This is a genomic window from Arthrobacter sp. Cza30, from assembly GCF_059090765.1.
On sequence record NZ_JBNHGA010000001.1, the window covers coordinates 635,347 to 657,026 of the forward strand.

Consider the following 21,680-nt stretch of genomic DNA (forward strand, 5'->3'; position numbering starts at 1 on the left):
CGTGCCTGAACCGGAACTCTCCGTCCAGCTCTACTCCGTCCGCGAACCGCTCGAGACCGACCTCGACGGCACCCTCGAGCGGCTCGCGGCACTCGGCTTCCGCAAGGTCGAGGCCTTCGACTTCGTGCGCCGCGCGCCCGAGCTGGCTGCGTCGCTGCGCCGGGCGGGACTGGCCGCCCCGACCGCGCATGCGCCGCTCGTCACGGACGTGCTGCGATACGGCGGGGGTGAGCATCCCGCCCCGACGCACGACGAGGTGTTCGACGCCGCCGCGGAACTGGACGTGCGGCTCGTGATCGACCCGATGGTGAGCCCCGAGCGCTGGGCGAGCGCCGACGAGGTGCGACGCACCGCCGAGCTGCTGAACCGCGCGTCGGCGGCCGCGAAGACGCGCGGGCTGGCGGTGGGGTACCACAACCACTCGCAGGAGTTCCATCACAGCTTCGACGGCGTCACGGCGTACGAGCTCTTCGTCTCGGAGCTCGAGGACGATGTCGTGCTCGAGCTCGACGCCTACTGGGCGCAAGTGGGCAAGCAGGATGTCCCGGCGCTGGTCGCGCGCCTCGGCGAGCGGGTGCGGGCCATCCACGTCAAGGACGGCAGCGTCGACGTCGACCCGTTCCTGCCGGGAAGCGACGGGCCGGTCGATCTGGCTCAGGTGCCCGCCGGTCAGGGTGCTGTGCCGCTCGCCGAGATCCTGGATGCGGCACCCCATCTTCAGTACGCCATCGTCGAGTACGACGCGTACGCCGGCGACATCTTCGAGGGGCTCGCGGGCACCGTGGCGTTCCTCGTCGAGCGGGGGATCCGCTGATGGCGGGCACCGGGCCGGTCGGTGTCGGCTTCATCGGCACCGGGATGATCAGCGACACGTACCTGGAGAACCTCTCATCCTTCCCCGACGTGCGGGTCGTCATCCTCGGCGACCTCGATACCGCCCGAGCGGCAGCCCAGGCGGAGAAGCACGGCGTCGCCCAGTCCGGCACCCCCGACGACGTCCTGGCTCATCCCGACGTCGAACTCGTGGTGAACCTCACGATCCCCGCGGCCCACGTGCCGGTGAGCTCGGCGGCCATCGCCGCGGGCAAGCACGTGTGGTCCGAGAAGCCCATCGGCGTCGACCGGGCCGAGGCGCGCGCTCTCCTGGAGCAGGCGGATGCCGCCGGCCTGCGCGTGGGCATCGCGCCCGACACCGTGCTCGGTCCGGGCGTGCAGACCGCCCGCCGCGCGATCGCCCGCGGCGACATCGGGGTGCCGCTGTCGGCGCAGACCTCGATGCAGTACATCGGGCCCGACATCTTCCACCCCAACCCGGAGTTCCTCTTCGCACGCGGCGCCGGGCCGGTGTTCGACATGGGCCCGTACTACCTCTCGACCCTCATCAACGTCTTCGGGCCCATCGCCCGCGTCGCCGCCGTCGGAGCGCGCAGCCGCGACACCCGCGTGATCCGGGTCGGCGAGCGGGCCGGGATGGAGTTCCCGGTGGAAGTGCCGACGCTCGTGCACATGATCGCTCAGTTCGAGAAGGGCGGAGTGAGCCAGAGCGTCTTCAGCTTCGACTCGCCGCTCGCGCGCACCGGCGTGGTGGAGATCACCGGCACCGAGGGCACGCTCGTCATCCCCGATCCGAACACGTTCAGCGGCGACGTGAGGATCACGCACGCACCCACGCCCGAGCAGATGCGATCGGATGCCGCGTGGCACAGCATCCCGCTCGTGGGCGTGGAGGCGGGGCGCGGTCTGGGCGTGCTCGACATGGCCCGCGCGATCCGCGGCGGCGGCCCGCACATCGCCACCGGCGAGCTCGGGTTCCACATCCTCGACGCCATGGTCGCCATCGAGGAGTCCGTCGCCGCGGGCCGCTTCATCGAGCTCGGCAGCACCGTCGACGACATCCCGCTGGTGCCCGAGGACCGCGACCCGCGGGAGGCCACGCTGTGAACGACGCCGTCTCGCGCGGGACCGCCGTCGGGTGCGCCGGCGCCGGGTGCGCCGCCGCCGGCATCCCGCTTCCGACGAATGTCCGCTGAAACCACGACCTGGAGGATCGCGCCATGACCACCGCCTCGCACCCCGTGACCCTGTTCACCGGCCAGTGGGCCGACCTCCCGTTCGAGGAGGTGGCGCGGCTCGCCGCCGAGTGGGGCTACGACGGACTCGAGATCGCCGCATCCGGGGACCACCTGGACCTCAAGCGCGCCGACGAGGACGATGCGTACGTCCGTTCCCGCCTGGAGATCCTGGACCGGCATGGGCTCAAGGTCTACGCGATCTCGAACCACCTCGCAGGTCAAGCGGTGTGCGATGCGCCGATCGACTTCCGGCACCAGGCGATCCTGCGCGACTACGTGTGGGGCGACGGCGATGCCGAGGGCGTCCGGCAGCGGGCGGCGGAGGACATGATGCGCGCAGCCCGGGTCGCCCGCAAGCTCGGCGTCGACGTCGTGGTCGGCTTCACCGGCTCGTCCATCTGGCCGTACGTGGCGATGTTCCCGCCCGTGCCCGGCGAGGTCATCGACCGCGGCTACGAGGACTTCGCCGACCGGTGGAACCCGATCCTCGATGTCTTCGACGACGAGGGAGTGCGGTTCGCGCACGAGGTCCACCCCAGCGAGATCGCGTACGACTACTGGACCAGCGTGCGCGCCCTCGACGCCATCGGCCGCCGCCCGGCCTTCGGGTTCAACTGGGACCCCTCGCACATGATGTGGCAGAACATCGACCCGGTCGGCTTCATCTGGGACTTCCAGGACCGGATCTACCACGTGGACTGCAAGGACACGCGGATGCGTCCCCAGAACGGCCGGGCGGGCGTCCTCGGGTCGCACCTGCCGTGGGGCGACCCGCGTCGCGGCTGGGACTTCTACTCCACCGGGCATGGCGACGTGCCGTGGGAGGACGCGTTCCGCGCTCTCGACGCGATCGGCTACACCGGGCCGATCTCGATCGAGTGGGAGGACGCGGGCATGGACCGGCTGCACGGGGCGGCGCAGGCGGTGGAGTTCGTCCGTTCGCTGCTGTGGAAGCGGCCGGAGGCATCCTTCGACGCGGCGTTCTCGAACCAGTAGGCGCCGGCATGCCGATCCGTCACACGGTGGTGTTCCGGCTGGTCCACCCGGCGGGCTCCGCCGCAGAGCGGGAGTTTCTGGCCGATGCCGAGGCCGCGCTCACGTCGATACCGGGCGTCGAGGAGTTCGGGATCAGCCGCCAGGTGAGCCCGAAGAGCGACCTGGCGTACCAGTTCGCCATGACATTCGCCGACCAGCGGGCGTATCAGGCGTACAACGACCACCCGACGCACGTGTCGTTCGTCGCCGACCGATGGGTCCCCGAGGTGGCCGCGTTCCAGGAGTACGACTTCACCGAGGTCTGACCCGGGCACGACTCACGCGTCGGGCGCCTGACCGGCGGTGAGGGCGTGCAGAAGCCGGGTGAGGTTGCGGATGTCGTCGAGCGACCACTCCTCGAGGGCGTCGACGAGGGTGCTCTCCTGCGGGGCCCGCGCGGCGGCCAGACGCTCCAGGCCCTCGGGTGTGGGGGAGAGCAGGCTCGACCGCCCGTCGGCCGGGTCGGGCGTTCGCTGCACCAGCCCGAGCTGCTCGAGCTCGCGCACCGTGCGGCTGATCTGCCCCTTGTCGGCCATGAGGGTCTCGGCGAGCGCCGACAGGGTGATCCCCTCACGGCGCACGATCGTGGTGAAGACCTTGTACGCGCCCGGCAGCATCCCCGGGCTCACCCGGTTGGCGTTCTCGGTGATGATGCGGCGGAAGCGGTTGATCAGCTCGCCGAACTCCGCCTCGAGGGCGCGCACCGCCTCGGTGCGCGCCGCTCGAGTGTCGTCGGAAGTCATCGTGATCGACACTAGCGGCGGGCGGCGGGAGCCCCGTCCGCCGCTCCCTCCTGCTCCTGCGGATCGGCGGGGCGGGAGGCATCCGTCGTCGGCGCCATCGCCGTCACGGTCCCGGTCGCCGTCAGCGCACCCATGCCCTCGGCGGTGGAGACCGTCGCGAGGTCGGCCTCGCTCGCGTTGACCCGCTCGCTCGTCGTCATGCGCGTCAGGGGCACGTTGGGAAGGAACACGATCGCGACGAGGCTCAGCACCGACAGGGGCACGCCGATGAGGAAGGAGTGGGCGATGGCCTGCGCGTAGATGTCCTCGAAGATGACGCGGACGCTCTCGGGAAGGGCCGACACCTGCGGGATGGCGCCGGACTGCAGCTGCTGCGCGATGGCCCCGCCCTTCTCGCCGAGTCCGGCGATCGCCGCGCCGATGTCGGCGTGACGGTCGGCGACGAGATCCGTGGCGGAGCTGGCCAGGGCGGCGCCCATCACCGAGACGCCGATCGTGCCGCCAAGGCTGCGGAAGAACGTCACCCCGGAGCTCGCCACGCCGATCTCGCTCGGCTTCGCGGTGTTCTGCACGATGAGGACCAGGTTCTGCATCGTCATGCCGACGCCTGCGCCGAGCAGGAACATGTAGAGCGAGACGAGGGCGAAGTGGGTGTCGTAATGGATCGTCGACAGCAGGGAGGAGCCCGCGATGAGCAGCACGCCGCCGACGATGAGGTACGGCTTCCAGTGCCCGTGCCGGGTGACGAGGCCGCCGATGACGATCGAGGCGAGGAGCAGCCCGGCGATCATCGGGATGGTCATGAGGCCCGCCTCGGTGGGCGTCGCGCCGCGCGCCATCTGCATGTACTGGCTGAGGAAGACCGACGTGCCGAACATCGCGATGCCGATGGCGATGGACGCCACCACGGCGAGGGTGAAGGTGCGGTTGCGGAAGAGCGTCAGAGGGACGAGCGGCTCCTTCGAGCGCAGCTCGACGATGACGAACAGGGCCGCCGCCGCGAGGGCGCCGCCGACCATGAGGATGGTCTCGGTGCTCCACCAGTCGTAGTCCTCGCCGGCGCCCGTCACCCAGATGAGCAGGAGCGAGACCGCCGTCGACAGCAGCACGATGCCGAGGTAGTCGATGCGCACCTTCGTCTTCGGCCGGGCGGGAAGATGCAGCGTGCGCTGCTGGATGACGAGGGCGGCCACGGCGAACGGGAGCGCGATGAAGAAGTTCCAGCGCCAGTCCAGCGTGTCGGTGATGAGACCCCCGAGAAGGGGGCCGCCGACCGTGGCCACCGCCATCACGGCGCCGAACAGGCCCATGTAGCGACCGCGCTCGCGCGGGCTGATGATGTCGGCCATGATCACCTGGCTGAGTGCGGCGAGACCGCCGGCGCCCACGCCCTGCACCGCGCGGAAGGCGATCAGCATGCCCGGGTCCTGCGAGAATCCGGCCGCCGCCGTCGCGAGCACGAAGAGGACGATGGCGAGCTGGATCAGCAGCTTGCGGTTGAACAGGTCGGCGAGCTTGCCCCAGACGGGAGTCGAGATGGCGGTGGTCAGCAGCGTCGCCGTGACGACCCACGTGAACGCAGCCTGGTCGCCGCCCAGATCGTGCACGATGACCGGGAGCGAGGTCGAGACGACGGTCGAGGCGAGCATCGACACGAACATGCCGAGGAGGAGGCCGGAGAGCGCCTGCAGCACGCGACGGTGCTGACGCCGCTCGTCGGCGGCGGCGGCCGACCCGGTCGGAGTGGGAGACGTGGCCATGTGAGTCCTTCGTTCAGACGACGGGGAACGCGGCGGCGGTGGCGCGGAGAGAATGGTTGACAAGGGTCAACAGTTGATCACGGTCAACTATATGCCAATCGTTGACATGGGTCAACTATTCCCGTGGTGGCCGATCGTTCGATGTCGGGCCCTCACGAGGATTCCTTGGCCAGGATGGGAGGGTGTTCAGCGTCGAAGTGACCTTTGATGCCGCCGCCGAAGACGCCGTGCGCGCGGACTGGGCGCGGCTCATCGAAGCCGCGCTGCCCAGCTCGGGGCGCAATCCGTCGCCGAGCAACCGTCCCCACGTGACCGTCGCCGTCCGCGACGACGTCGACCCTTCCGTGGTCGCCGACGTGGCCGACATCCTGCCGCTGCCACTGGATCTCAGCGGAGTGCTCCTCTTCGGGCGGCGGGGGCAGTTCGTCCTCACGCGTCAGGTCGTCGTCACCCAGGCGCTGCTGGACCTCCACCGCCAGGTCGCACACAGGCTCGGGCCGCCCGAGCCGCGCTATGCCAACACCGCGCCCGACCGGTGGTCGCCGCACGTGACCTTGGCCCGGCGCCTCGACGCCGACCGCCTGGCGCACGCGCTCGCCGTCATCGATGCACCTCCGATCGCCGCCGAGGCGATCGGGCTTCGCGTGTGGGATGCCACGGCGAAGCAGATCACCACCCTCCGATGATCGCCGCGCGCGGTCGGCGAGGCCGATCGCGGGCTCGGCCGGCGGGCGGGGGCGACGCCGGACTCAGTCGGCGAGCGATCCGGTCGGCGGGCGGGCCGACGCCGGACTCAGTCGGCGAGCGCGAGGGCGCGGAACGGCTGGCGAACCGGAGCCGGCGGGTGAGGCATCCGCTGTCCGTCGCGGTGTGCGTGCGCGCCGACGCGGCTCAGCTGCGTGCGACGGTAGAGCTCGTCGATGAGCGCGGTGGCAAGCCGCACGAGCTTGGTGATCTCGGCTTCATCACGGTCGACCCACGCGCAGCGCGGCTCGTCGTCGACGGGTACGAAGCCGTCGTGCTGCTCCCATGCCACGAGCGTGCGCTCGGCGCCGAGGACGTGCTGCTGCCACCACACCTGCCGGAGATAGGACCGCGGGATGCTGCGCCAGGGCTTGTTCGTCGTCTTGATCTCGGCCAGCATGACGCGTCCGGCGCCGTCGACGGCGATGCCGTCCGGCGTCGCGAGGTGGCGCTTCTCGATCACGGCGTGGAACAGCGCCGACGACGGCTGGATGCCGTGTGTCGCCGCGACCCATGCGGCGATCTCGGGTTCACGCGCCCGCCCGTGCGCGGTGTAGGCGTTGCCGGAGAACCCCGAGCCCATCAGCTTGGCGTCCGCGGCGCGCGAGATCGCCCGGTCGGAGGTGAGGGCCGCGACGTCGGTCGCCGTGATGCCGCGGGAGCGAGCGCGGACCCACGCCACCCGATCGCGGGAGTCCGCGACGATGCGGGCGGCGAGCTCGGGTGTCACGCCTTCGAGGGTACGCCGCCGACGCGACATCCACCGCCACGACACCCGCCGCCGTCCCCTCCCGTCAACTCGCGCGGCCGTCTCTCGCGGGGCTGGGCGCTCGCGGGGTCGGGGTTCGCGGGGTCGGGTTCGCGGGGCTGGCGTTGTCGAGTACCGCGGTGGCGAGGTTCGCGGGGCTGGCGTTGTCGAGTACCGCGGTGGCGAGGTTGTCGAGTACGTGCGTAGTCGGCGACGCCGCACGCTGTCGACGCACGCCACATGCGTTCTCGGCGAGAACGCGCGGTTTCGACGATGCGGCGCACGGGATGCTTCGCGTGCGTCATGTCTCCTCCACAGTGTGGGGACAGGTCGGAGGTGTCACAGGCGCGCGCCGATCGGCAGTCCGCGGGCGACGCGCCTGTCAGCGTGTGACGATGACTCGCCACGTGACATTCGAAGGTGCTCGACGTGCGGTGCTCACCCGTGAGCAGCTTCAGCGCAACCGATGGCTCGACCGCGACATCGCGCGCGCATTGGACGACGGGTCGCTGCGACGCCTGCAGCGCAACCGGTACGTGCTGGACGCGGATTGGCGGGATCTCTGGCCGGAATCCCGGCACCGGATCCAGGTCGCGGCCGCATTCGGCGAGATGCGTGACGGCGGGGCGGTGGCGTCGTATGAGTCGGCCGCCGTGCTGTGGGATCTGCCCCTCTACCGGCACGTGCCCACCGCGGTCCACCTCACGATCCCCGAACGCAGGCACGTGCCGAGTCGGGCCGGACTGCGCCGGCACGCCGACGCGTTGCCTCCCCACGACGTGGCCGAGCGGGGAGGCATCCGCACGACGTCCCTCGACCGCACGGTCTTCGATCTCGCTCGCATGCTGCCCTTCGAGGCGGCCGTCGCGGCCGCCGACGCAGGACTGCGCCGGGTCGCGCTCGTGGAGCGGAGCTACGACGAGATGGCCGCCGAGCACTGGCGGGAACGGATGCGGGCACGCGCGGCGAAGGCCGTCGGCACCCGCGGGGTGCGCCAGGCGACCGAGATCATTCGCCTCGCCGACGGCCGCGCCGAGTCGCCGCCGGAAAGCGTCGGTCGGGTCCAGCTGAACAGGCTCGGATTCGAGCGCCTCCGTCTGCAGGTCCCCGTACCCGGTCCCGATGGGCAGGAGTACCGCGTGGACATCGAGATCGAAGATGAGCGTGTGTTCCTCGAGATCGATGGGATGACGAAGTACCAGGATGCCGATGCGGGCGGGCCGCAGCCTCGACCAGGTCCTCCTTGACGAGAAGCGTCGCGAGGACTGGATTCGCGGCACCACGCAGCGGCGACTCATCCGCGTCGAAGAAGCCCACCTTGCCACGGTCGACCGGCTGGCTGCTCGTCTGGCGGCGTTCGGCATCCGCGTTCCGTAGCTTCCCGCCCTCTTGCCTGTCGATCGCCCCATGGCCGCGCCTCGCCGGCGAGTACGCACGGTCTCGCCGAGAGTGCGTGTTGTCCCCCTCCACACCATGCTGATTCGTCGAGAACGCGCGTACTCGGCAAGGAGCGGGGGGAGCGGGGCGCTAGGGGGAGCGGGGGAGCGGGGAGCGGACGCGGGAAGGGGAGCGGGATTTGGTGAGGGAGGGCGGGTCGGGTAGCCTTGTAGCAGCCGAAGACCGCCGGTCATCGACGTGCGCGAAAGCGTGCGGAGATCGAAGCACTGCATCGCAGGGGCCCGCGCAGGTGACATGAACGAATCCCGGTTCGCCGGGAACTCCGCTCCGTCGCTTGCGCCGGAGCTTTTTTGTTGCCGTGATGCGAGCAGATGAGCGGATGTCGAGGCCGACGCCCCGCCATCGCGGAGCGTCTCGAACACACAAGGAGTGGCCATGGCGCAGAAGGAAGCATCGGTCGCCGAGCTCACGAAGAACTTCGAGGACTCGACCGCCGTTCTGCTGACCGAGTACCGCGGTCTGACGGTTGCCCAGCTCAAGGAGCTGCGCAACAGCATTCGTCAGGACGCGGAATACGCCGTGGTGAAGAACACGCTGACCAAGATCGCCGCGAACAACGCGGGGATCACGGCGCTGGACGACGACCTCAAGGGTCCGTCGGCCGTCGCGTTCGTGCACGGTGACCCGGTCGCCGTCGCGAAGGGTCTGCGCGCCTTCGCCAAGGCACACCCTCTTCTCGTGATCAAGGGCGGCTTCTTCGACGGAAACCCCCTGAGCGCGGACGAGGTCAACAAGCTCGCCGACCTCGAGAGCCGTGAAGTCCTGCTGGCGAAGCTCGCCGGCGCGATGAAGGCCTCGATGACCAAGGCGGCATACGTCTTCAACGCGCTCCCGTCGAAGGCCGTTCGCACGGTCGACGCGCTGCGCGAGAAGCAGGAGTCCGCGGCCTGACATCGGGCCTCGGCGAAGTAGAACCCCAATCAAGGAGAAACATCATGGCAAAGCTCAGCACTGAGGAGCTGCTCGACGCGTTCAAGGAGCTCACGCTCATCGAGCTCAGCGAGTTCGTGAAGGCGTTCGAGGAGACCTTCGACGTCACCGCCGCCGCTCCGGTCGCGGTTGCCGCTGCGGGTGCCCCCGCCGGTGGCGCCCCCGCCGAAGAGGTCGAGGAGAAGGACTCGTTCGACGTCATCCTCGAGGCCGCCGGCGACAAGAAGATCCAGGTCATCAAGGTCGTCCGCGAGCTCACCTCGCTCGGCCTCGGTGAGGCGAAGGCCGTCGTCGACGGTGCTCCCAAGGCCGTCCTCGAGGGCGCCAACAAGGAGACCGCCGAGAAGGCTCAGGCCGCCCTTCAGGAGGCCGGCGCGACGGTTACCCTCAAGTAATCTCGCTCTCGCGAATCACGAAGGCCCCGGATGCTCGGCATCCGGGGCCTTCGTCGTCCTCGGGGGACGCTCGGGGATCGCGCAGGCGTCACCGCTCCCGCGCGTGGCCGACGCCGATGATGGCCGAGGCGTCGTCGTCGACGGGGGCAGTGGAGTTGCGCACGACGAGCGGTGACGACTCGTAGATGCGGTGCGCCGGTGCCGTCGGATCATCCAGCTGCCACAGCAGGAGCTGCACGGCTGCGCGCCCCTGCTGATGCGGCCGCTGCTGCAACGTCGTCAGTGAGAACATCTCGGCGTAGGCGTGATCGTCGATGCCCACGACGCTCAGACGCTCGGGCACCCGGATGCCCAGGCGCCGCGCGGCGATGACGGCTCCGACGGCCACCTCGTCGCACACGCCCACGATCGCCGTCGGCCGCGTCCGTCGGTCGCCCAGCAGCTTGACCGCGGCGCTGTAGCCGCCGGGAAGCGTCACATCGCCCTGGACGTGACGAGCGGATGCCTCCAGCCCGGCATCCCGCATCGCCGCCCGGTAGCCGTCGAACCGGCGTGCATCGCCGAAGCTCGTCCGCCGGCCGTCGGCGTCTCCGCCGAGGAACACGATCGAGCGGTGACCGAGATCGATCAGGTGGTCGGTCGCGATCCGCCCGGCCGCCTCGTCGTCGATCGACACGGCGTTCGTGCCGGCGTCGTAGCCGCCGACGCTCACGACGGGCTTGCCGAATGCGACGAGTCGCTCGAGCTCGCGGGCGCTGGGCTCGATCCCGACGGCGATCAGGCCGTCGAAGCGCTTGCGGGCGAGGAAGTGCTCGAACATCTCCCGGCGGGCGGCCGAGCCGGGGGAGGCGCCGTACAGCGCGAGGTCGTAGCTGTGCTCGAGCAGCGCATCCTGGATGCCTTCGAGCACCTGGGAGAAGAACCACCGGTCGAGGGACGGCATGACGACGCCGACGGTCTGGGTGCGTCCCGTCACGAGGCTCACGGCGCTGGTCGTGGGGACGTAGCCCAGGGCGGTCGCGGCATGCTGCACCCTCATCCGGGTCGCCTCGGAGACATAGCCGGCGCCCGTCAGCGCGCGCGAAGCCGTCGACTTGGACACGCCTGCTGCCCTGGCGACATCGGCGATACCCGCCATCGGGTCCTCCTCGCGCGTCCCGCGGACCACTGTCGGTGCGGGATCCTGGAACCGGTTCCGGGCTTATTGTGCCGTGATGCGCCGTACTGCGCCACCCGAGAGGCGCTGTTTACCGAGTTGTGACCTCGGGCGATTGTGTCCGCCGCACCGGATCCCCTACCGTGAGCATGGAATCGGTTCCCGAACCTTCACACGCGGAGTGGTACGGAGCTCTGCGAACTCGACGAGGAGGACGAATGAGAGTGCACAGACGCGGCCGCATCATCGCGGCGGCAGCGGGCGCGGGTATCGCCGCGCTCGCGCTCGCCGGCTGCACCGGCGACATCCAGGGCGGCGGAGAGGACGTCGACTGCTCGGACTACGAGGAGTACGGCACCTTCGAGGACGCCACCGTCACGATCGGCGGCACGATCCTGGACCTCGAAGCCGACCGGCTCGTGGAGTCGTGGGCGGACTTCCAGAACTGCACGGGCATCGAGATCGACTACCAGGGCTCGAGCGAGTTCGAGGCGCAGATCGCCGTTCTCGCCGAGGGCGGCAACGCGCCCGACATCGGCATCGTCCCGCAGCCCGGCCTGCTCGATCGTCTCGCGGACGGCGGCTGGCTGGTCCCGGCATCCGAGCAGGTCCTCGCGAACATCGACGAGTTCTGGGACCCGATCTGGAAGGAATACGGGACCGGACCCGACGGCACGGTCTACGCGGCTCCGCTGATGGCCAGCATCAAGGGGTACATCTGGTACTCGCCGGCGGAGTTCGAGGAGAACGGCTGGGAGATCCCGACCACCCTGGACGAGCTGAAGGCGCTGTCGGAGCAGATCGCCGAGGACACCGGGCGTCAGCCCTGGTGCGCCGGCATCGAGTCCGGAGAGGCCACCGGCTGGCCCGGCACCGACTGGATCGAGGACTTCGTCCTGCGCCAGGCGGGCGCCGAGGTCTACGACGGCTGGGTGACCGGTGAGGTGCCCTTCAACGACCCGCAGATCGTCCAGGCGTTCGACGCGGTCGGGGAGTACCTGAAGAACCCCGACATGGTCAACGGCGGCATCGGAGACGTCTCGACCGTCATCACCGAGGCCTTCCAGACGGCCGGTCTTCCGATCCTCGACGGCGAGTGCTCACTGCACCACCAGGCCTCGTTCTACGAGACCTTCTGGAACCCCGAGGGCGGCGACGAGAACACCGTCGCTCCCGACGGCACCGTCTACGCCTTCCTGCTGCCGCCGGTGAACGCCGACGACCCGCAGGCGGTCACCGGCGGCGGCGAGTTCCCGGTGGCGTTCCGCGACGCCGAAGAGGTCGAGGCCGTGCGCGCCTACCTCTCCAGCGACCTGTGGGCGAACAACCGGGTGAGCCTGGGCGGCGTCATCAGCGCCAACAAGGGCCTCGACCCGAGCAACGCGTCCAGCCCGCTGCTGGAGCAGTCGATCGAGATCCTGCAGGGCGAGACCACGTTCCGCTTCGACGGATCCGACCTGATGCCCGGCGCCGTCGGTGCCGGCTCCTTCTGGCGCGGCATCGTCGAGTGGATCGGCGGGCAGAGCACCCAGTCGGTGGTCGACGAGATCGCCTCGAGCTGGCCGGCGAGCTAGCCAGCCCCTGAGCACGCCCCGGGGCGGAGCGCTCGCTCCGCCCCGGGGACGGCTCTTCCCGGCCCGCGACATCGCCGTCGCGTGCCCCGTCGAGACGAAGAAAGGGCAGTCGATCGATGACAACCTCTGATCTGATCGGCAAGATCCTTCAGGTCGTGATGGGCTTGGTGATCTTCGCCGCCATCGTGGGCCTGTTGATCTTCCTGATGGGTCGGGCCCCGAAGAAGGGCCGCGACTACTGGCAGCTGGTGTGGTTCCTCGCGCCGGCGATCATCCTTCTCGCGGTCGGGCTCATCTACCCGGCCCTGCGCACCACCTTCCTGGCGTTCCTGGACAAGTCGGGGGGATTCAGCCTCGAGAACTTCGTGTGGATGTTCACGCAGCCGTCGGCCGTCCGCACGCTGATCAACACGCTCGTGTGGGTGCTGCTGGTGCCCACGGTCTCGACGATCCTGGGCCTCGCCTATGCCGTGTGGATCGACAAGTCGCGCGGCGAGCGCTTCTACAAGGCGCTCGTGTTCATGCCCATGGCGATCTCGTTCGTCGGCGCCGGCATCATCTGGCGCTTCGTGTACGAGTACCGCTCGGCCGGGCGCGACCAGATCGGCCTGCTCAACGCGATGGTCGTCGCCTTCGGCGGTGAGCCCGTGCAGTGGCTGCAGACCGACCCGATCAACACGCTGCTGCTGATCATCGTGATGATCTGGATCCAGACCGGCTTCGCGATGGTCGTCCTGAGCGCGGCGATCAAGGGCATCCCGACCGAGCAGATCGAAGCGGCGCAGCTGGACGGCACGAACGCGTGGCAGCGGTTCCGCAACGTCACCGTGCCCGGCATCCGACCGTCGATCGTCGTCGTGCTGACGACCATCTCGATCGCGACGCTCAAGGTCTTCGACATCGTGCGCACGATGACCGCCGGCAACTTCAACACCAGCGTCGTCGCCAACGAGATGTACGTGCAGGCGTTTCGCGCGAGCGAGATCGGCCGAGGCTCGGCGCTCGCGCTCATCCTGTTCGCCATGGTGCTGCCGATCGTGATCTACAACGTCCGTCAGCTCCGCAAGGAGAGGGAGATCCGATGAGCAGCAGCGTGGCACCGGTCGACCTTCCCGCCGACAAGGGGGAGGACGTCTACCAGGAGGCGATGGAGGGCGGCACCCGCACCAGCCGCGCGAAGAAGCGGCTGACCTCGCCGTGGGCGACGATCGCGGCGCTCATCATCGCCGTCCTGTGGACGATCCCGACCTTCGGCATCTTCGTCTCGTCGTTCCGGCCCCGGGAGCTGATCAACGACACCGGATGGTGGACGATCTTCCAGAACCCCGGGTTCACGTTCGACAACTACCGCGACGTGCTGCTCTCGCCGTCGCAGTCGTCGCCGCAGCTGGGGGCGTACTTCGTCAACTCGCTGGCGATCGCGATCCCGGCGACGGTCTTCCCGCTCGTGTTCGCGTCGATGGCGGCGTATGCGTTCGCGTGGATCAAGTTCCGCGGGGCCAACGCGCTGTTCATCTTCGTGTTCGCGCTGCAGATCGTGCCGCTGCAGATGGCCCTCGTGCCGCTGCTGCAGACGTTCGTGGTGCTGCTGCGGCCGGGGCAGGAATGGCTGCACGACGTCATCCCGATGATCCCCACGCAGAACTACCTGCCGGTGTGGATCGCGCACACGATCTTCGCCCTGCCGCTGGCGATCTTCCTGCTGCACAACTTCATCGCCCAGATCCCGAACGACGTCATCGAGGCGGCACGCGTGGACGGCGCGTCGCACAGCCAGATCTTCTTCCGGATCGTGCTGCCGCTGGCGACGCCCGCGATCGCATCGTTCGCGATCTTCCAGTTCCTGTGGGTGTGGAACGACCTGCTCGTCGCCCTCATCTTCTCGGGCGGCACCCAGGACGTCGCCCCGCTCACGCAGCGGCTGGCCGAGATGGTGGGCTCGCGCGGGCAGGAATGGTACCGCCTCACGGCGGGCGCGTTCGTGTCGCTGATCATCCCGCTGATCGTGTTCTTCTCGCTGCAGAGATACTTCGTGCGCGGGCTCCTCGCCGGGAGCACGAAGGGCTGAGCGGCCGCCGGCCGGGCGGCGGCTCAGCCACCGTCGCCCGACCGGCATCTCGGCTCGGCGGCGACGCGGCTCGGTCGATCAGCCGGAGCAGCCCAGGCGAGCCGCGATCGACTGCATCGCGTCGATCTCGGCCGTCTGCCCGGCGCGGATGCCCTCGGCGACCTCGAGTGCGCGAGCATCGGTGCCGAGCTCCAGCAGCGCGTCCGCCATCGGGATGGCGCCTTCGTGGTGCCGGATCATGAGGTCGAGGAAGAGGCAGTCCGCTCCCGTGCCGGTCGCCTCTTCGAGAGCGCGGATCTCGGCATCCGAGGCCATGCCCATGGCCTGGCGCGCCTCGTCCTCGGTCATCGGCTCGTCGGGAGGGACGCCGTGGGCGTGACCGGCGTCGGTCGAGCTCATCCATGCCATCATCGGCCCGCCCGCCTGCGACAGTCCCCACTGGACGAGCCAGTCGTACATCTCGCCGCGCTGACCGGCCTGGCCGGTGGCGATGTCGTACGACACCACACGGAGCTCTTCGTCCTCGGTCTTGCGGTAGATCTCCATCGCCATCTGGATGGCCTGCGAATGGTGCACCTGCATGTCGCGCGCGAACCCCGCCTCGGGGGAGTCCGTGCCCGGCGTCCCCGCGCCCTGAGCGGTGCCGAAGGTCGAGAAGCGGCCGATCGCGAACGCCAGGGCGGCGACGGCCAGGAGGACGAGGGCGACCGCCCACCAGCGCAGCCGCGGGGAGGTGTCGGTCGCGTCGTCCGTCACGGTCACTGCTTGCCGGGGCCGTCCAGCGCGCCGGTGCAGGCGGCGTTCGGCTCGGGCACCGACGTGGCGCGCCAGTACGAGGTGAGGAACTGGCCGATGCGCTCGTCGTCGGCGGAGTCGATCTTCAGCTGCGCGTTCCAGGCGCTCAGGGCGATCGGGGTGTCCATGCCGGGGTAGGGCGAGAGGATCGTGTAGGTCGAGGGCAGCTGCGCCTCGAGTTCGGCGACCTCTTCGCCGGAGACCTCGTCGGGGTTGTACGTGACCCAGACGGCGCCGTGCTCGAGCGAGTGGACGGCGTTCTCGTTGGGCACCTGCTCGGCGTACACGCCGCAGTTCAGCCACACGGCGTTGTGCTCGCCACCGGCAGGAGGGGTCTGCTCGTACTCGACCGCGCCCTCGACGTGGGTGGTGGTGTGCGAGAACGTCTCGACACCCTCGATGGAGGCGCCGTCGCCGTCGCCGCGCTCGTACGTGGGCGCCGGCGCGGGAGCGAAGACGACCGAGGCGACGATGAGCGCGACGATCGCGAGGCCGGCCGTGGAGCCGACGATCCACCACACCAGCTTGCTGCGACGGCGCTTGGCGAGCTGCCGCTGGTACTCGGCGAGCTTCTCCTGGCGCTTCTGCTCGCGCTGCTGCTTGACGGTGAGGTTGATGTCGGCCTGGGTGGCGGGGTTGCCGCTCTTGCGCTTCTCGGCGGGGGTCGGGGTCATGTGCGTGATCTCGGCTCGGGCGCCGTGCGCAGTGCTGCGCGGGCGAGTGCGGATGGGTGGTCGGACTGCCCTCATCCTATGCGAGCGCATGATCTGCGGCCTGATAAGCGCCCGATAAGACGCCGGGATGCCGCCGATGGCCGGATGCCGCTGCGCGGTGCGTCAGGACCGCGCGACCGGCCGCCGGCACCGCGCGTGCCGGACGAGTGCGAGGCATCCGGTAGAATGGTCTCGAAACGATTCGACGTTGCCGAGTTCTGCTGGCCGCCGATCGTTCTTCTTCTTCTCCTGTGCGCCTGAGCCGGAATCGCCGGTGTCGACGCCTGCCGCCTCGTCGTCGAAACGAAAGTCACGTGCTCGATACTGCCTCCGTCCCCGTCCAGCGCCCCGAGGACCGTCTCCCAGAGACGCCGCTCGCGGGCGAGCCGCGAGCGCATGAGCCGCGCCCGCACACGTCCTCGACGGGTGCCATCCGCACCCTCGGCAGCAACCCGGCCACCGCGCCGATCATGCTGCACCCGGGCGATTCCATCTCGACCCGCCGCCGCGTCCTCTACATCATCCTGCTCGGCGCGCTCACCGCTCTCGGGCCGTTCACGATCGACCTGTACCTGCCGGCGTTCCCGGTGCTGGAGGCCGACTTCCAGACCACGTCCGCCGCGATCCAGCTCACGCTGACCGGGACGATGATCGGCTTCGCCCTCGGGCAGCTCATCGTCGGCCCGCTCAGCGACAAGGTCGGCCGGCGTGTGCCGCTCCTGGTCGTCACCGCGCTGCACGTCCTGGCCAGCACCGCGGCGGCGTTCGCTCCGACGCTCGAGCTGCTGTCGGGCGCCCGCGTCCTGATGGGCGCCGGCGCGGCGGCGGGCGGCGTCGTCGCCGCAGCGGTGGTCCGTGACCTGTTCGGCGGCCGGCGGCTGGTCGTGATGCTGTCGCGTCTTGCTCTCGTCTCCGGCGTCGCTCCGGTGCTCGCCCCGCTCGTGGGGTCGGCGCTGCTGGCCGTGATGCCGTGGCGGGGGATCTTCGTGGTCCTGGCGATCTACGGCGCGGTCATGCTCGTCTCGGCCATGGTCTTCATCCCCGAGACGCTGCCGCCGGCGCGTCGTCACGAACGCGGTGCCACCACGGTGTGGCAGCGCTACCGGAGCGTGTTCAGCGACCGCGTGTTCATCGGCGTCCTGATCATCGGCGGAATGACCTTCTCCGGCTTGTTCTCGTACCTGTCTGCGTCGCCGTTCCTGTTCCAGGTGAACTACGCGTTCAGCGCCCAGGAGTACGGCATCCTGTTCGCCGTGAACTCGCTCGGTGTCGTCCTGGGCGTGCAGACCGCCTCGCGGCTCGCCGCGCGGTTCGGGCCGCAGTGGGTCATGGCCTGGTCCACGGCCGTGCTCGTGATCGCGGCATCCGCCATCGTCATCACCGATCAGCTGGGCCTCGGGCTGTGGGGGACGATCGTCCCGCTGTTCCTGTTCATCACCGCGTGCGGCTTCACCTTCCCGTGCGTCCAGGTGCTCGCCCTCGACCGCCACGGCAAGGCCGCCGGCACCGCGCAGTCGATCATCGGCGCGGTCAACTTCGGCGTGGCCGGGATGATCTCGCCCCTGGTCGGCTGGATCGCGCGGGATGCCGGCATCACGGCCACCACGATGGCGTCGGTGATGGTCGGGTGCGCGGCGGTCGGCGTGCTGTCGCTGTGGTTCGTGGTGCGCCCGCGCACCGTGGAGCGCCTCGCCCCCTGATCAGCCCGCGCGCGGCGATTCCGCCCTCGCCGCCCGAGGGACCGGCAGAATGGGGCGATGACCGCAGAACGGCAGAGGGTCTCGTTCTCCGTCGTCACGCTCCTCGTCACCGGCGGCGCGCTCGTGGTCCTCGCGTGCCTGCTCGGGCTGTGGGTGCTGCTCCGCGGGGAGCAGCCCTTCGCCGTCGATGTGACGTGGAACGCGCTGGTCACCGCGTGGTTCAACCCGGTGCTGCTGGCGTTCTCGCGCGCGATGAACTGGCTGGGCGGCGGCTGGTTCGGCGTGCTGGCGATGCCGATCGCGGGTGCGCTCGCACTCATCCTGGCGCGAAGGCCCTGGGCGGCGGCGTACTTCCTCACCGCCGAGGCGGTGTCGGCGGCGGGCGTGCAGGTGCTCAAGCATGCCTTCGGCCGCGTCCGGCCCGAGGAGATCCTCGTCGTCTCCGACTTCGGCTCCTTCCCGTCGGGGCATGTGGCCAACGCGGCGACCATCGCCGTCGCCGCATTCGTGATCTTCCCGCGGGCCTGGGTCGTCGCCGTCGGTGCGGTGTGGGTGCTGCTGATGGCGTTCAGCCGCACGTATCTGCACGCGCATTGGCTCAGCGACACCCTCGGCGGAGGTCTGATCGGTGCCGGCGCCGCTCTCCTCGTGGCAGGCGCCTTCGCCGTCCCGATGGCGCGAGAGCGACCCGCGCTGCGGGAAGCCCGTCGTTAGGCTGACCGCCTGACGTGCGCCACCGCTGGGCGCGCCCGCCGGCGAGGTCTACGCTGAACGCCATGGAGCCGGGCGCGGTGCCCGGCGCAGGCAGGGTTCGCCATGGCGCTGCTGGAGCGAGAGCGGGAGCTCGCCGTGCTCGGCGAGGCGCTGGCCGATGCCCGTCGCGGCGCGGGCCGCATGGTGATCGTCCGAGGAGAGGCCGGGATCGGCAAGACCGCCCTCGTCTCGGACTTCGTAGCGGGCCTGGACGCGCGCACACCGGTCGCGTGGGGATCGTGCGATCCGGTCCCGCGTCCGCTGGGCCCCATCCTCGAAGCGGCCACGGCGCTCGGCGTCGGCATCCCGCGGGACGAGCAGGGCACGGCGGCATCCCGGTTCCTGCAGGGACTGCGGGCCACGCCGCGCCCACCGGTGATCATCGTCGAGGACGTCCATTGGGCGGACGAGGCCACACTCGAATGTCTCGGATACGTCGGCCGCCGAATCCAGCGCACCTCGGCGATGGTCGTCGTCACGACCCGGGACGACGAGATCCCCGCCGGTCACCCCGTGCGGCTCATGCTCGGCGAGCTCCTCAGCGCCGCAGGCGCGCGCATGATCGAACCTCGGCGGCTCAGTCGATCGGCCGTCATGGATCTGATCGGCGACCCGGTGGCGGGCCGCCGCGTCTGGGAGGTCGCCGGCGGCAATCCGTTCCTCACGTGGGAGCTGCGAGGCTCCCGCGGGGATGAGATCCCGGTCACCGTGCGGGATGCCGCGCGAGCGAGGCTGGCCCGGCTGAGCGCTGCCGCACGCGCCGCCGTGGAGGTCGCCGCGGTGGCGGGTCCCCGCTGCGAGGCGTGGCTGCTGGAGCGGATGCTGGCCGCCGAGGCGGGAGCGGTCGACGAGTGCATCGACCACGGCGTGCTCGTGGCGTCCGGCGACACGCTGGCGTTCCGGCACGAACTGGCCCGCCTCGCCGTGCTGGAAGGCATCTCGCCGCCGCGGCGCGTCTCGATCCATCGGCGCCTCCTCGACATCCTCACAGCGACGCCCGGGGCGCGAGGCGACACGGCGCGGCTGGTCCACCACGCCATGGGAGCGGCGGATCGGGACGCGGTGCTGCGCCTGGCGCCGCGGGCGGCCCTGGAAGCCGTGCAGCGGTCCTCGCACCGGGAGGCGGCGCGGCACTACCGTCAGGCTCTGGATGTCGCCGATGGAGTCGGCGTCGCGGAGCGGGCGGCCCTCTTGGAGGGCTATGCCCTCGAATGCCACCTGACCGACCAGCGCGATGCCGCGATCGCGGCGCTGGACGAAGCGGTGGCGCTGCATCGCGCCGCCGGCGATCGGCTGCGGGTCGCCGATGCGCTGGTCCGCTCGACGACGGTGCTCTTCCGCGCCGGGCGGACCGACGACGCCGAGGAGGCTGCGCGTGCGGCGCTGGCCGAGCTCGAGGGGATGCCCGTCACAGCAACCCACGTCCGCGTCTACCGCGCTCAGGCCTATCTGCGCATGCTCACCCGCCACAGCGAAGAAGCCGTCGCGTGGGCTCGCCGCGGGCTCGCCGCCGCCGAGGAGGCCGGTGAAGACGACGATGTCGCCGAGATCCGCAACGCGCTGGGGTCGGCGCTCATCGTCGCCGGCGACCTCGAGGCGGGCGAGCGAGAGCTCCGCGCGGCCATGGACCTCGCGCATGCCCGCACCGACTTCACGCAGGAGGCGCTCGCCGCCTCCAATCTCGGCAGCGCGCTGGGCGAGATGGGACATCCGCGCCGGGCCCGGCCGCACCTGGAGAGATCGATGCGCATCGGCGAGGTCTACGACCTGCGCGCAGCGGAGTCCTACGCGTCCTCCTGGTACGCCCTCACCGATCTCAGCCTGGGACTGTGGCAGGCGGCGGCGGAACGCGCTGCCGAGATCGTGCGGCGACCGTCCTCGCCGCCGATCGCCGTGGTGATGGCGAGGATGTGCCTCGGCCGGCTCGCCGCGCGGCGCGGCGACGGGGATGCCTGGCGTCATCTCGACGCGGCGCTGGAAGTGGCCGACGCGACCCGCACGCTGCAGCGTCAGGCGCCGGTGCGGGCGGCGCGCGCGGAGGCGGCGTGGCTGGAGGGGGACCTCGATCGCACGCGCGTGGAAGCCCAGGCGCAGTACGCCGAAGCCGTCGCACACCGCCACGTGCCGTTCATGGCGGAACTGGGCTTCTGGCTCGGACAGGCCGGAGCGCCGCCGCCGACGCCCGCCGACGCCGCCGACGGCTATGGCCTGATGATGCGGGGCGAGTGGGACGACGCCGCTCGCCTCTGGGCCGACCGCGGCGGCGTGTACGAACGCGCCCTGGCTCTGTCGTTCAGTGACGAGCAGGCCCGCCGCGAGGCGCTCCACGTGCTCGACGGACTCGGTGCGCTTCCGCTCGCGCGGCGGATCCGGCGGTCGTTGCGCGAGGAGGGCATCCGCGGCATCCCTCGTGCCCCCGGCACGGCGCGACGCGCACCGGCCGGCCTCACCGCGCGCGAGCTCGAAGTCCTGCACCTGCTCGCGGAAGGCCTCTCCAACGCGATGATCGCCCGTCGTCTCGTCGTCTCGGCCCGCACGGTCGACCATCACGTCTCCGCGGTCCTCGCCAAGACGGGCAGCACGACGCGCGGCGAGGCGGTGGCGAAGGGTCTGCAGGAAGGCATCATCACGCTGGCGCGTCACGGAGGCTCGCGGCCTCGGGCGGACAGCGAGGAATAGGCGGTATCGCCCATTCGAGGTCCAGCACCTGGTCCATAGCGTGTGCTCATGCCGCACGGTGCGGCCGGAAGGAGCACGAGATGACCAGGTATGTCGTGGAGCGGACGTTCCCTGACGGACTCCACATCCCCGCGAACGAGCAGGGCGCGACGGCGTGTCTGAACGTCGTCGGGACCAACGCCGACGGTGGTGTGACATGGGTGCACTCGTACGTGACCTCGGACAAGAGCCGCACGTACTGCATCTACGACGCGCCCTCGGCGGAGGCGATCAGGGCCGCGGCGGAGCGCAACGGCCTGCCGGTCGACCGGATCACCGAAGTGCGGGTCCTCGATCCCTACTTCGCGTACTGACCGA

Annotated in this window: 22 protein-coding genes; 16 read left to right on the forward strand and 6 right to left on the reverse strand. The window is 70.3% G+C overall.

The window, feature by feature from the left end; translation table 11 throughout:
• Position 1 precedes the first annotated feature (1 nt).
• From AC5RVZ_RS02755 to AC5RVZ_RS02770, 4 genes are all read left to right on the forward strand, one after another.
• Positions 2-814, forward strand: a complete 813-nt coding sequence (locus AC5RVZ_RS02755) for a sugar phosphate isomerase/epimerase family protein (protein ID WP_494064241.1) — start codon at positions 2-4, stop codon at positions 812-814.
• Positions 814-1,941, forward strand: coding sequence for a Gfo/Idh/MocA family protein (locus AC5RVZ_RS02760; RefSeq protein ID WP_494064242.1), 1,128 nt, complete (start codon positions 814-816; stop codon positions 1,939-1,941). Before AC5RVZ_RS02755 ends, AC5RVZ_RS02760 begins: the two co-directional genes overlap by 1 nt.
• A gap of 113 nt (positions 1,942-2,054) precedes the next feature.
• The gene (locus tag AC5RVZ_RS02765) at positions 2,055-3,068 is read left to right on the forward strand and encodes a sugar phosphate isomerase/epimerase family protein (protein ID WP_494064243.1); all 1,014 of its coding nucleotides are present in this window, start codon (positions 2,055-2,057) and stop codon (positions 3,066-3,068) included.
• Between the two features lie 8 nt (positions 3,069-3,076).
• Entirely contained in the window at positions 3,077-3,373 is a 297-nt protein-coding gene (locus AC5RVZ_RS02770) for a Dabb family protein (protein ID WP_494064244.1), read from the forward strand.
• A 12-nt stretch (positions 3,374-3,385) separates the two neighbouring features.
• On the opposite strand, the gene AC5RVZ_RS02775 is transcribed toward AC5RVZ_RS02770, so the two are convergent.
• Both AC5RVZ_RS02775 and AC5RVZ_RS02780 read right to left on the reverse strand, forming a co-directional pair.
• A complete protein-coding gene (locus AC5RVZ_RS02775) occupies positions 3,386-3,850 on the reverse strand; it encodes a MarR family winged helix-turn-helix transcriptional regulator (protein ID WP_494064245.1) in 465 nt (154 codons plus the stop codon).
• A gap of 11 nt (positions 3,851-3,861) precedes the next feature.
• Positions 3,862-5,610, reverse strand: coding sequence for an MDR family MFS transporter (locus AC5RVZ_RS02780; protein WP_494064246.1), 1,749 nt, complete (start codon positions 5,608-5,610; stop codon positions 3,862-3,864).
• A gap of 182 nt (positions 5,611-5,792) precedes the next feature.
• Between AC5RVZ_RS02780 and AC5RVZ_RS02785 the strand changes: the two genes are divergently transcribed.
• A complete protein-coding gene (locus AC5RVZ_RS02785) occupies positions 5,793-6,296 on the forward strand; it encodes a 2'-5' RNA ligase family protein (protein WP_494064247.1) in 504 nt (167 codons plus the stop codon).
• A gap of 107 nt (positions 6,297-6,403) precedes the next feature.
• Here the strand turns inward: AC5RVZ_RS02785 and AC5RVZ_RS02790 are convergent, their stop codons facing one another.
• Positions 6,404-7,084 (reverse strand): YqaJ viral recombinase family protein, encoded by a 681-nt coding sequence (locus tag AC5RVZ_RS02790; RefSeq protein ID WP_494064248.1) that lies wholly within the window; start codon positions 7,082-7,084, stop codon positions 6,404-6,406.
• Positions 7,085-7,497: 413 nt separating this feature from the next.
• On the opposite strand from AC5RVZ_RS02790, the gene AC5RVZ_RS02795 reads away from it, so the two are divergent.
• From AC5RVZ_RS02795 to rplL, 4 genes are all read left to right on the forward strand, one after another.
• Entirely contained in the window at positions 7,498-8,349 is an 852-nt protein-coding gene (locus tag AC5RVZ_RS02795; RefSeq protein WP_494064249.1) for a hypothetical protein, read from the forward strand.
• Positions 8,306-8,479 (forward strand): hypothetical protein, encoded by a 174-nt coding sequence (locus AC5RVZ_RS02800; protein ID WP_494064250.1) that lies wholly within the window; start codon positions 8,306-8,308, stop codon positions 8,477-8,479. The genes AC5RVZ_RS02795 and AC5RVZ_RS02800 overlap by 44 nt, the downstream gene beginning before the upstream one ends.
• Positions 8,480-8,935: 456 nt before the next feature.
• The gene (gene rplJ, locus AC5RVZ_RS02805) at positions 8,936-9,451 is read left to right on the forward strand and encodes a 50S ribosomal protein L10 (protein ID WP_494064251.1); all 516 of its coding nucleotides are present in this window, start codon (positions 8,936-8,938) and stop codon (positions 9,449-9,451) included.
• Between the two features lie 44 nt (positions 9,452-9,495).
• Positions 9,496-9,885, forward strand: coding sequence for a 50S ribosomal protein L7/L12 (gene rplL / locus AC5RVZ_RS02810; protein ID WP_165128292.1), 390 nt, complete (start codon positions 9,496-9,498; stop codon positions 9,883-9,885).
• An 88-nt stretch (positions 9,886-9,973) separates the two neighbouring features.
• Here the strand turns inward: rplL and AC5RVZ_RS02815 are convergent, their stop codons facing one another.
• Complete coding sequence (locus AC5RVZ_RS02815) at positions 9,974-11,023, reverse strand: LacI family DNA-binding transcriptional regulator (RefSeq protein ID WP_494064252.1); 1,050 nt, start codon at positions 11,021-11,023, stop codon at positions 9,974-9,976.
• 236 nt (positions 11,024-11,259) lie between these two features.
• On the opposite strand from AC5RVZ_RS02815, the gene AC5RVZ_RS02820 reads away from it, so the two are divergent.
• From AC5RVZ_RS02820 to AC5RVZ_RS02830, 3 genes are all read left to right on the forward strand, one after another.
• Complete coding sequence (locus AC5RVZ_RS02820) at positions 11,260-12,615, forward strand: ABC transporter substrate-binding protein (RefSeq protein ID WP_494064253.1); 1,356 nt, start codon at positions 11,260-11,262, stop codon at positions 12,613-12,615.
• A 116-nt stretch (positions 12,616-12,731) separates the two neighbouring features.
• Positions 12,732-13,700, forward strand: coding sequence for a carbohydrate ABC transporter permease (locus AC5RVZ_RS02825; RefSeq protein ID WP_494064254.1), 969 nt, complete (start codon positions 12,732-12,734; stop codon positions 13,698-13,700).
• Positions 13,697-14,683, forward strand: a complete 987-nt coding sequence (locus tag AC5RVZ_RS02830; protein WP_494064255.1) for a carbohydrate ABC transporter permease — start codon at positions 13,697-13,699, stop codon at positions 14,681-14,683. The genes AC5RVZ_RS02825 and AC5RVZ_RS02830 overlap by 4 nt, the downstream gene beginning before the upstream one ends.
• A 78-nt stretch (positions 14,684-14,761) precedes the next feature.
• Here the strand turns inward: AC5RVZ_RS02830 and AC5RVZ_RS02835 are convergent, their stop codons facing one another.
• Together AC5RVZ_RS02835 and AC5RVZ_RS02840 are read right to left on the reverse strand one after the other, a co-directional pair.
• Positions 14,762-15,439, reverse strand: coding sequence for a DUF305 domain-containing protein (locus tag AC5RVZ_RS02835; protein ID WP_494064256.1), 678 nt, complete (start codon positions 15,437-15,439; stop codon positions 14,762-14,764).
• 2 nt (positions 15,440-15,441) lie between these two features.
• Positions 15,442-16,152, reverse strand: a complete 711-nt coding sequence (locus AC5RVZ_RS02840; RefSeq protein WP_494064257.1) for a thioredoxin-like domain-containing protein — start codon at positions 16,150-16,152, stop codon at positions 15,442-15,444.
• A gap of 353 nt (positions 16,153-16,505) precedes the next feature.
• On the opposite strand from AC5RVZ_RS02840, the gene AC5RVZ_RS02845 reads away from it, so the two are divergent.
• From AC5RVZ_RS02845 to AC5RVZ_RS02860, 4 genes are all read left to right on the forward strand, one after another.
• Positions 16,506-17,891 (forward strand): multidrug effflux MFS transporter, encoded by a 1,386-nt coding sequence (locus AC5RVZ_RS02845; protein WP_494064258.1) that lies wholly within the window; start codon positions 16,506-16,508, stop codon positions 17,889-17,891.
• Positions 17,892-17,948: 57 nt separating this feature from the next.
• Positions 17,949-18,605: a phosphatase PAP2 family protein gene (locus AC5RVZ_RS02850; RefSeq protein WP_494064259.1), complete on the forward strand. Its 657-nt coding sequence runs from the start codon at positions 17,949-17,951 to the stop codon at positions 18,603-18,605.
• 102 nt (positions 18,606-18,707) lie between these two features.
• Positions 18,708-21,323, forward strand: coding sequence for an ATP-binding protein (locus AC5RVZ_RS02855; protein WP_494064260.1), 2,616 nt, complete (start codon positions 18,708-18,710; stop codon positions 21,321-21,323).
• Positions 21,324-21,403: 80 nt separating this feature from the next.
• Positions 21,404-21,676 (forward strand): DUF4242 domain-containing protein, encoded by a 273-nt coding sequence (locus tag AC5RVZ_RS02860; RefSeq protein WP_494064261.1) that lies wholly within the window; start codon positions 21,404-21,406, stop codon positions 21,674-21,676.
• The last annotated feature ends 4 nt before the right edge of the window (positions 21,677-21,680 follow it).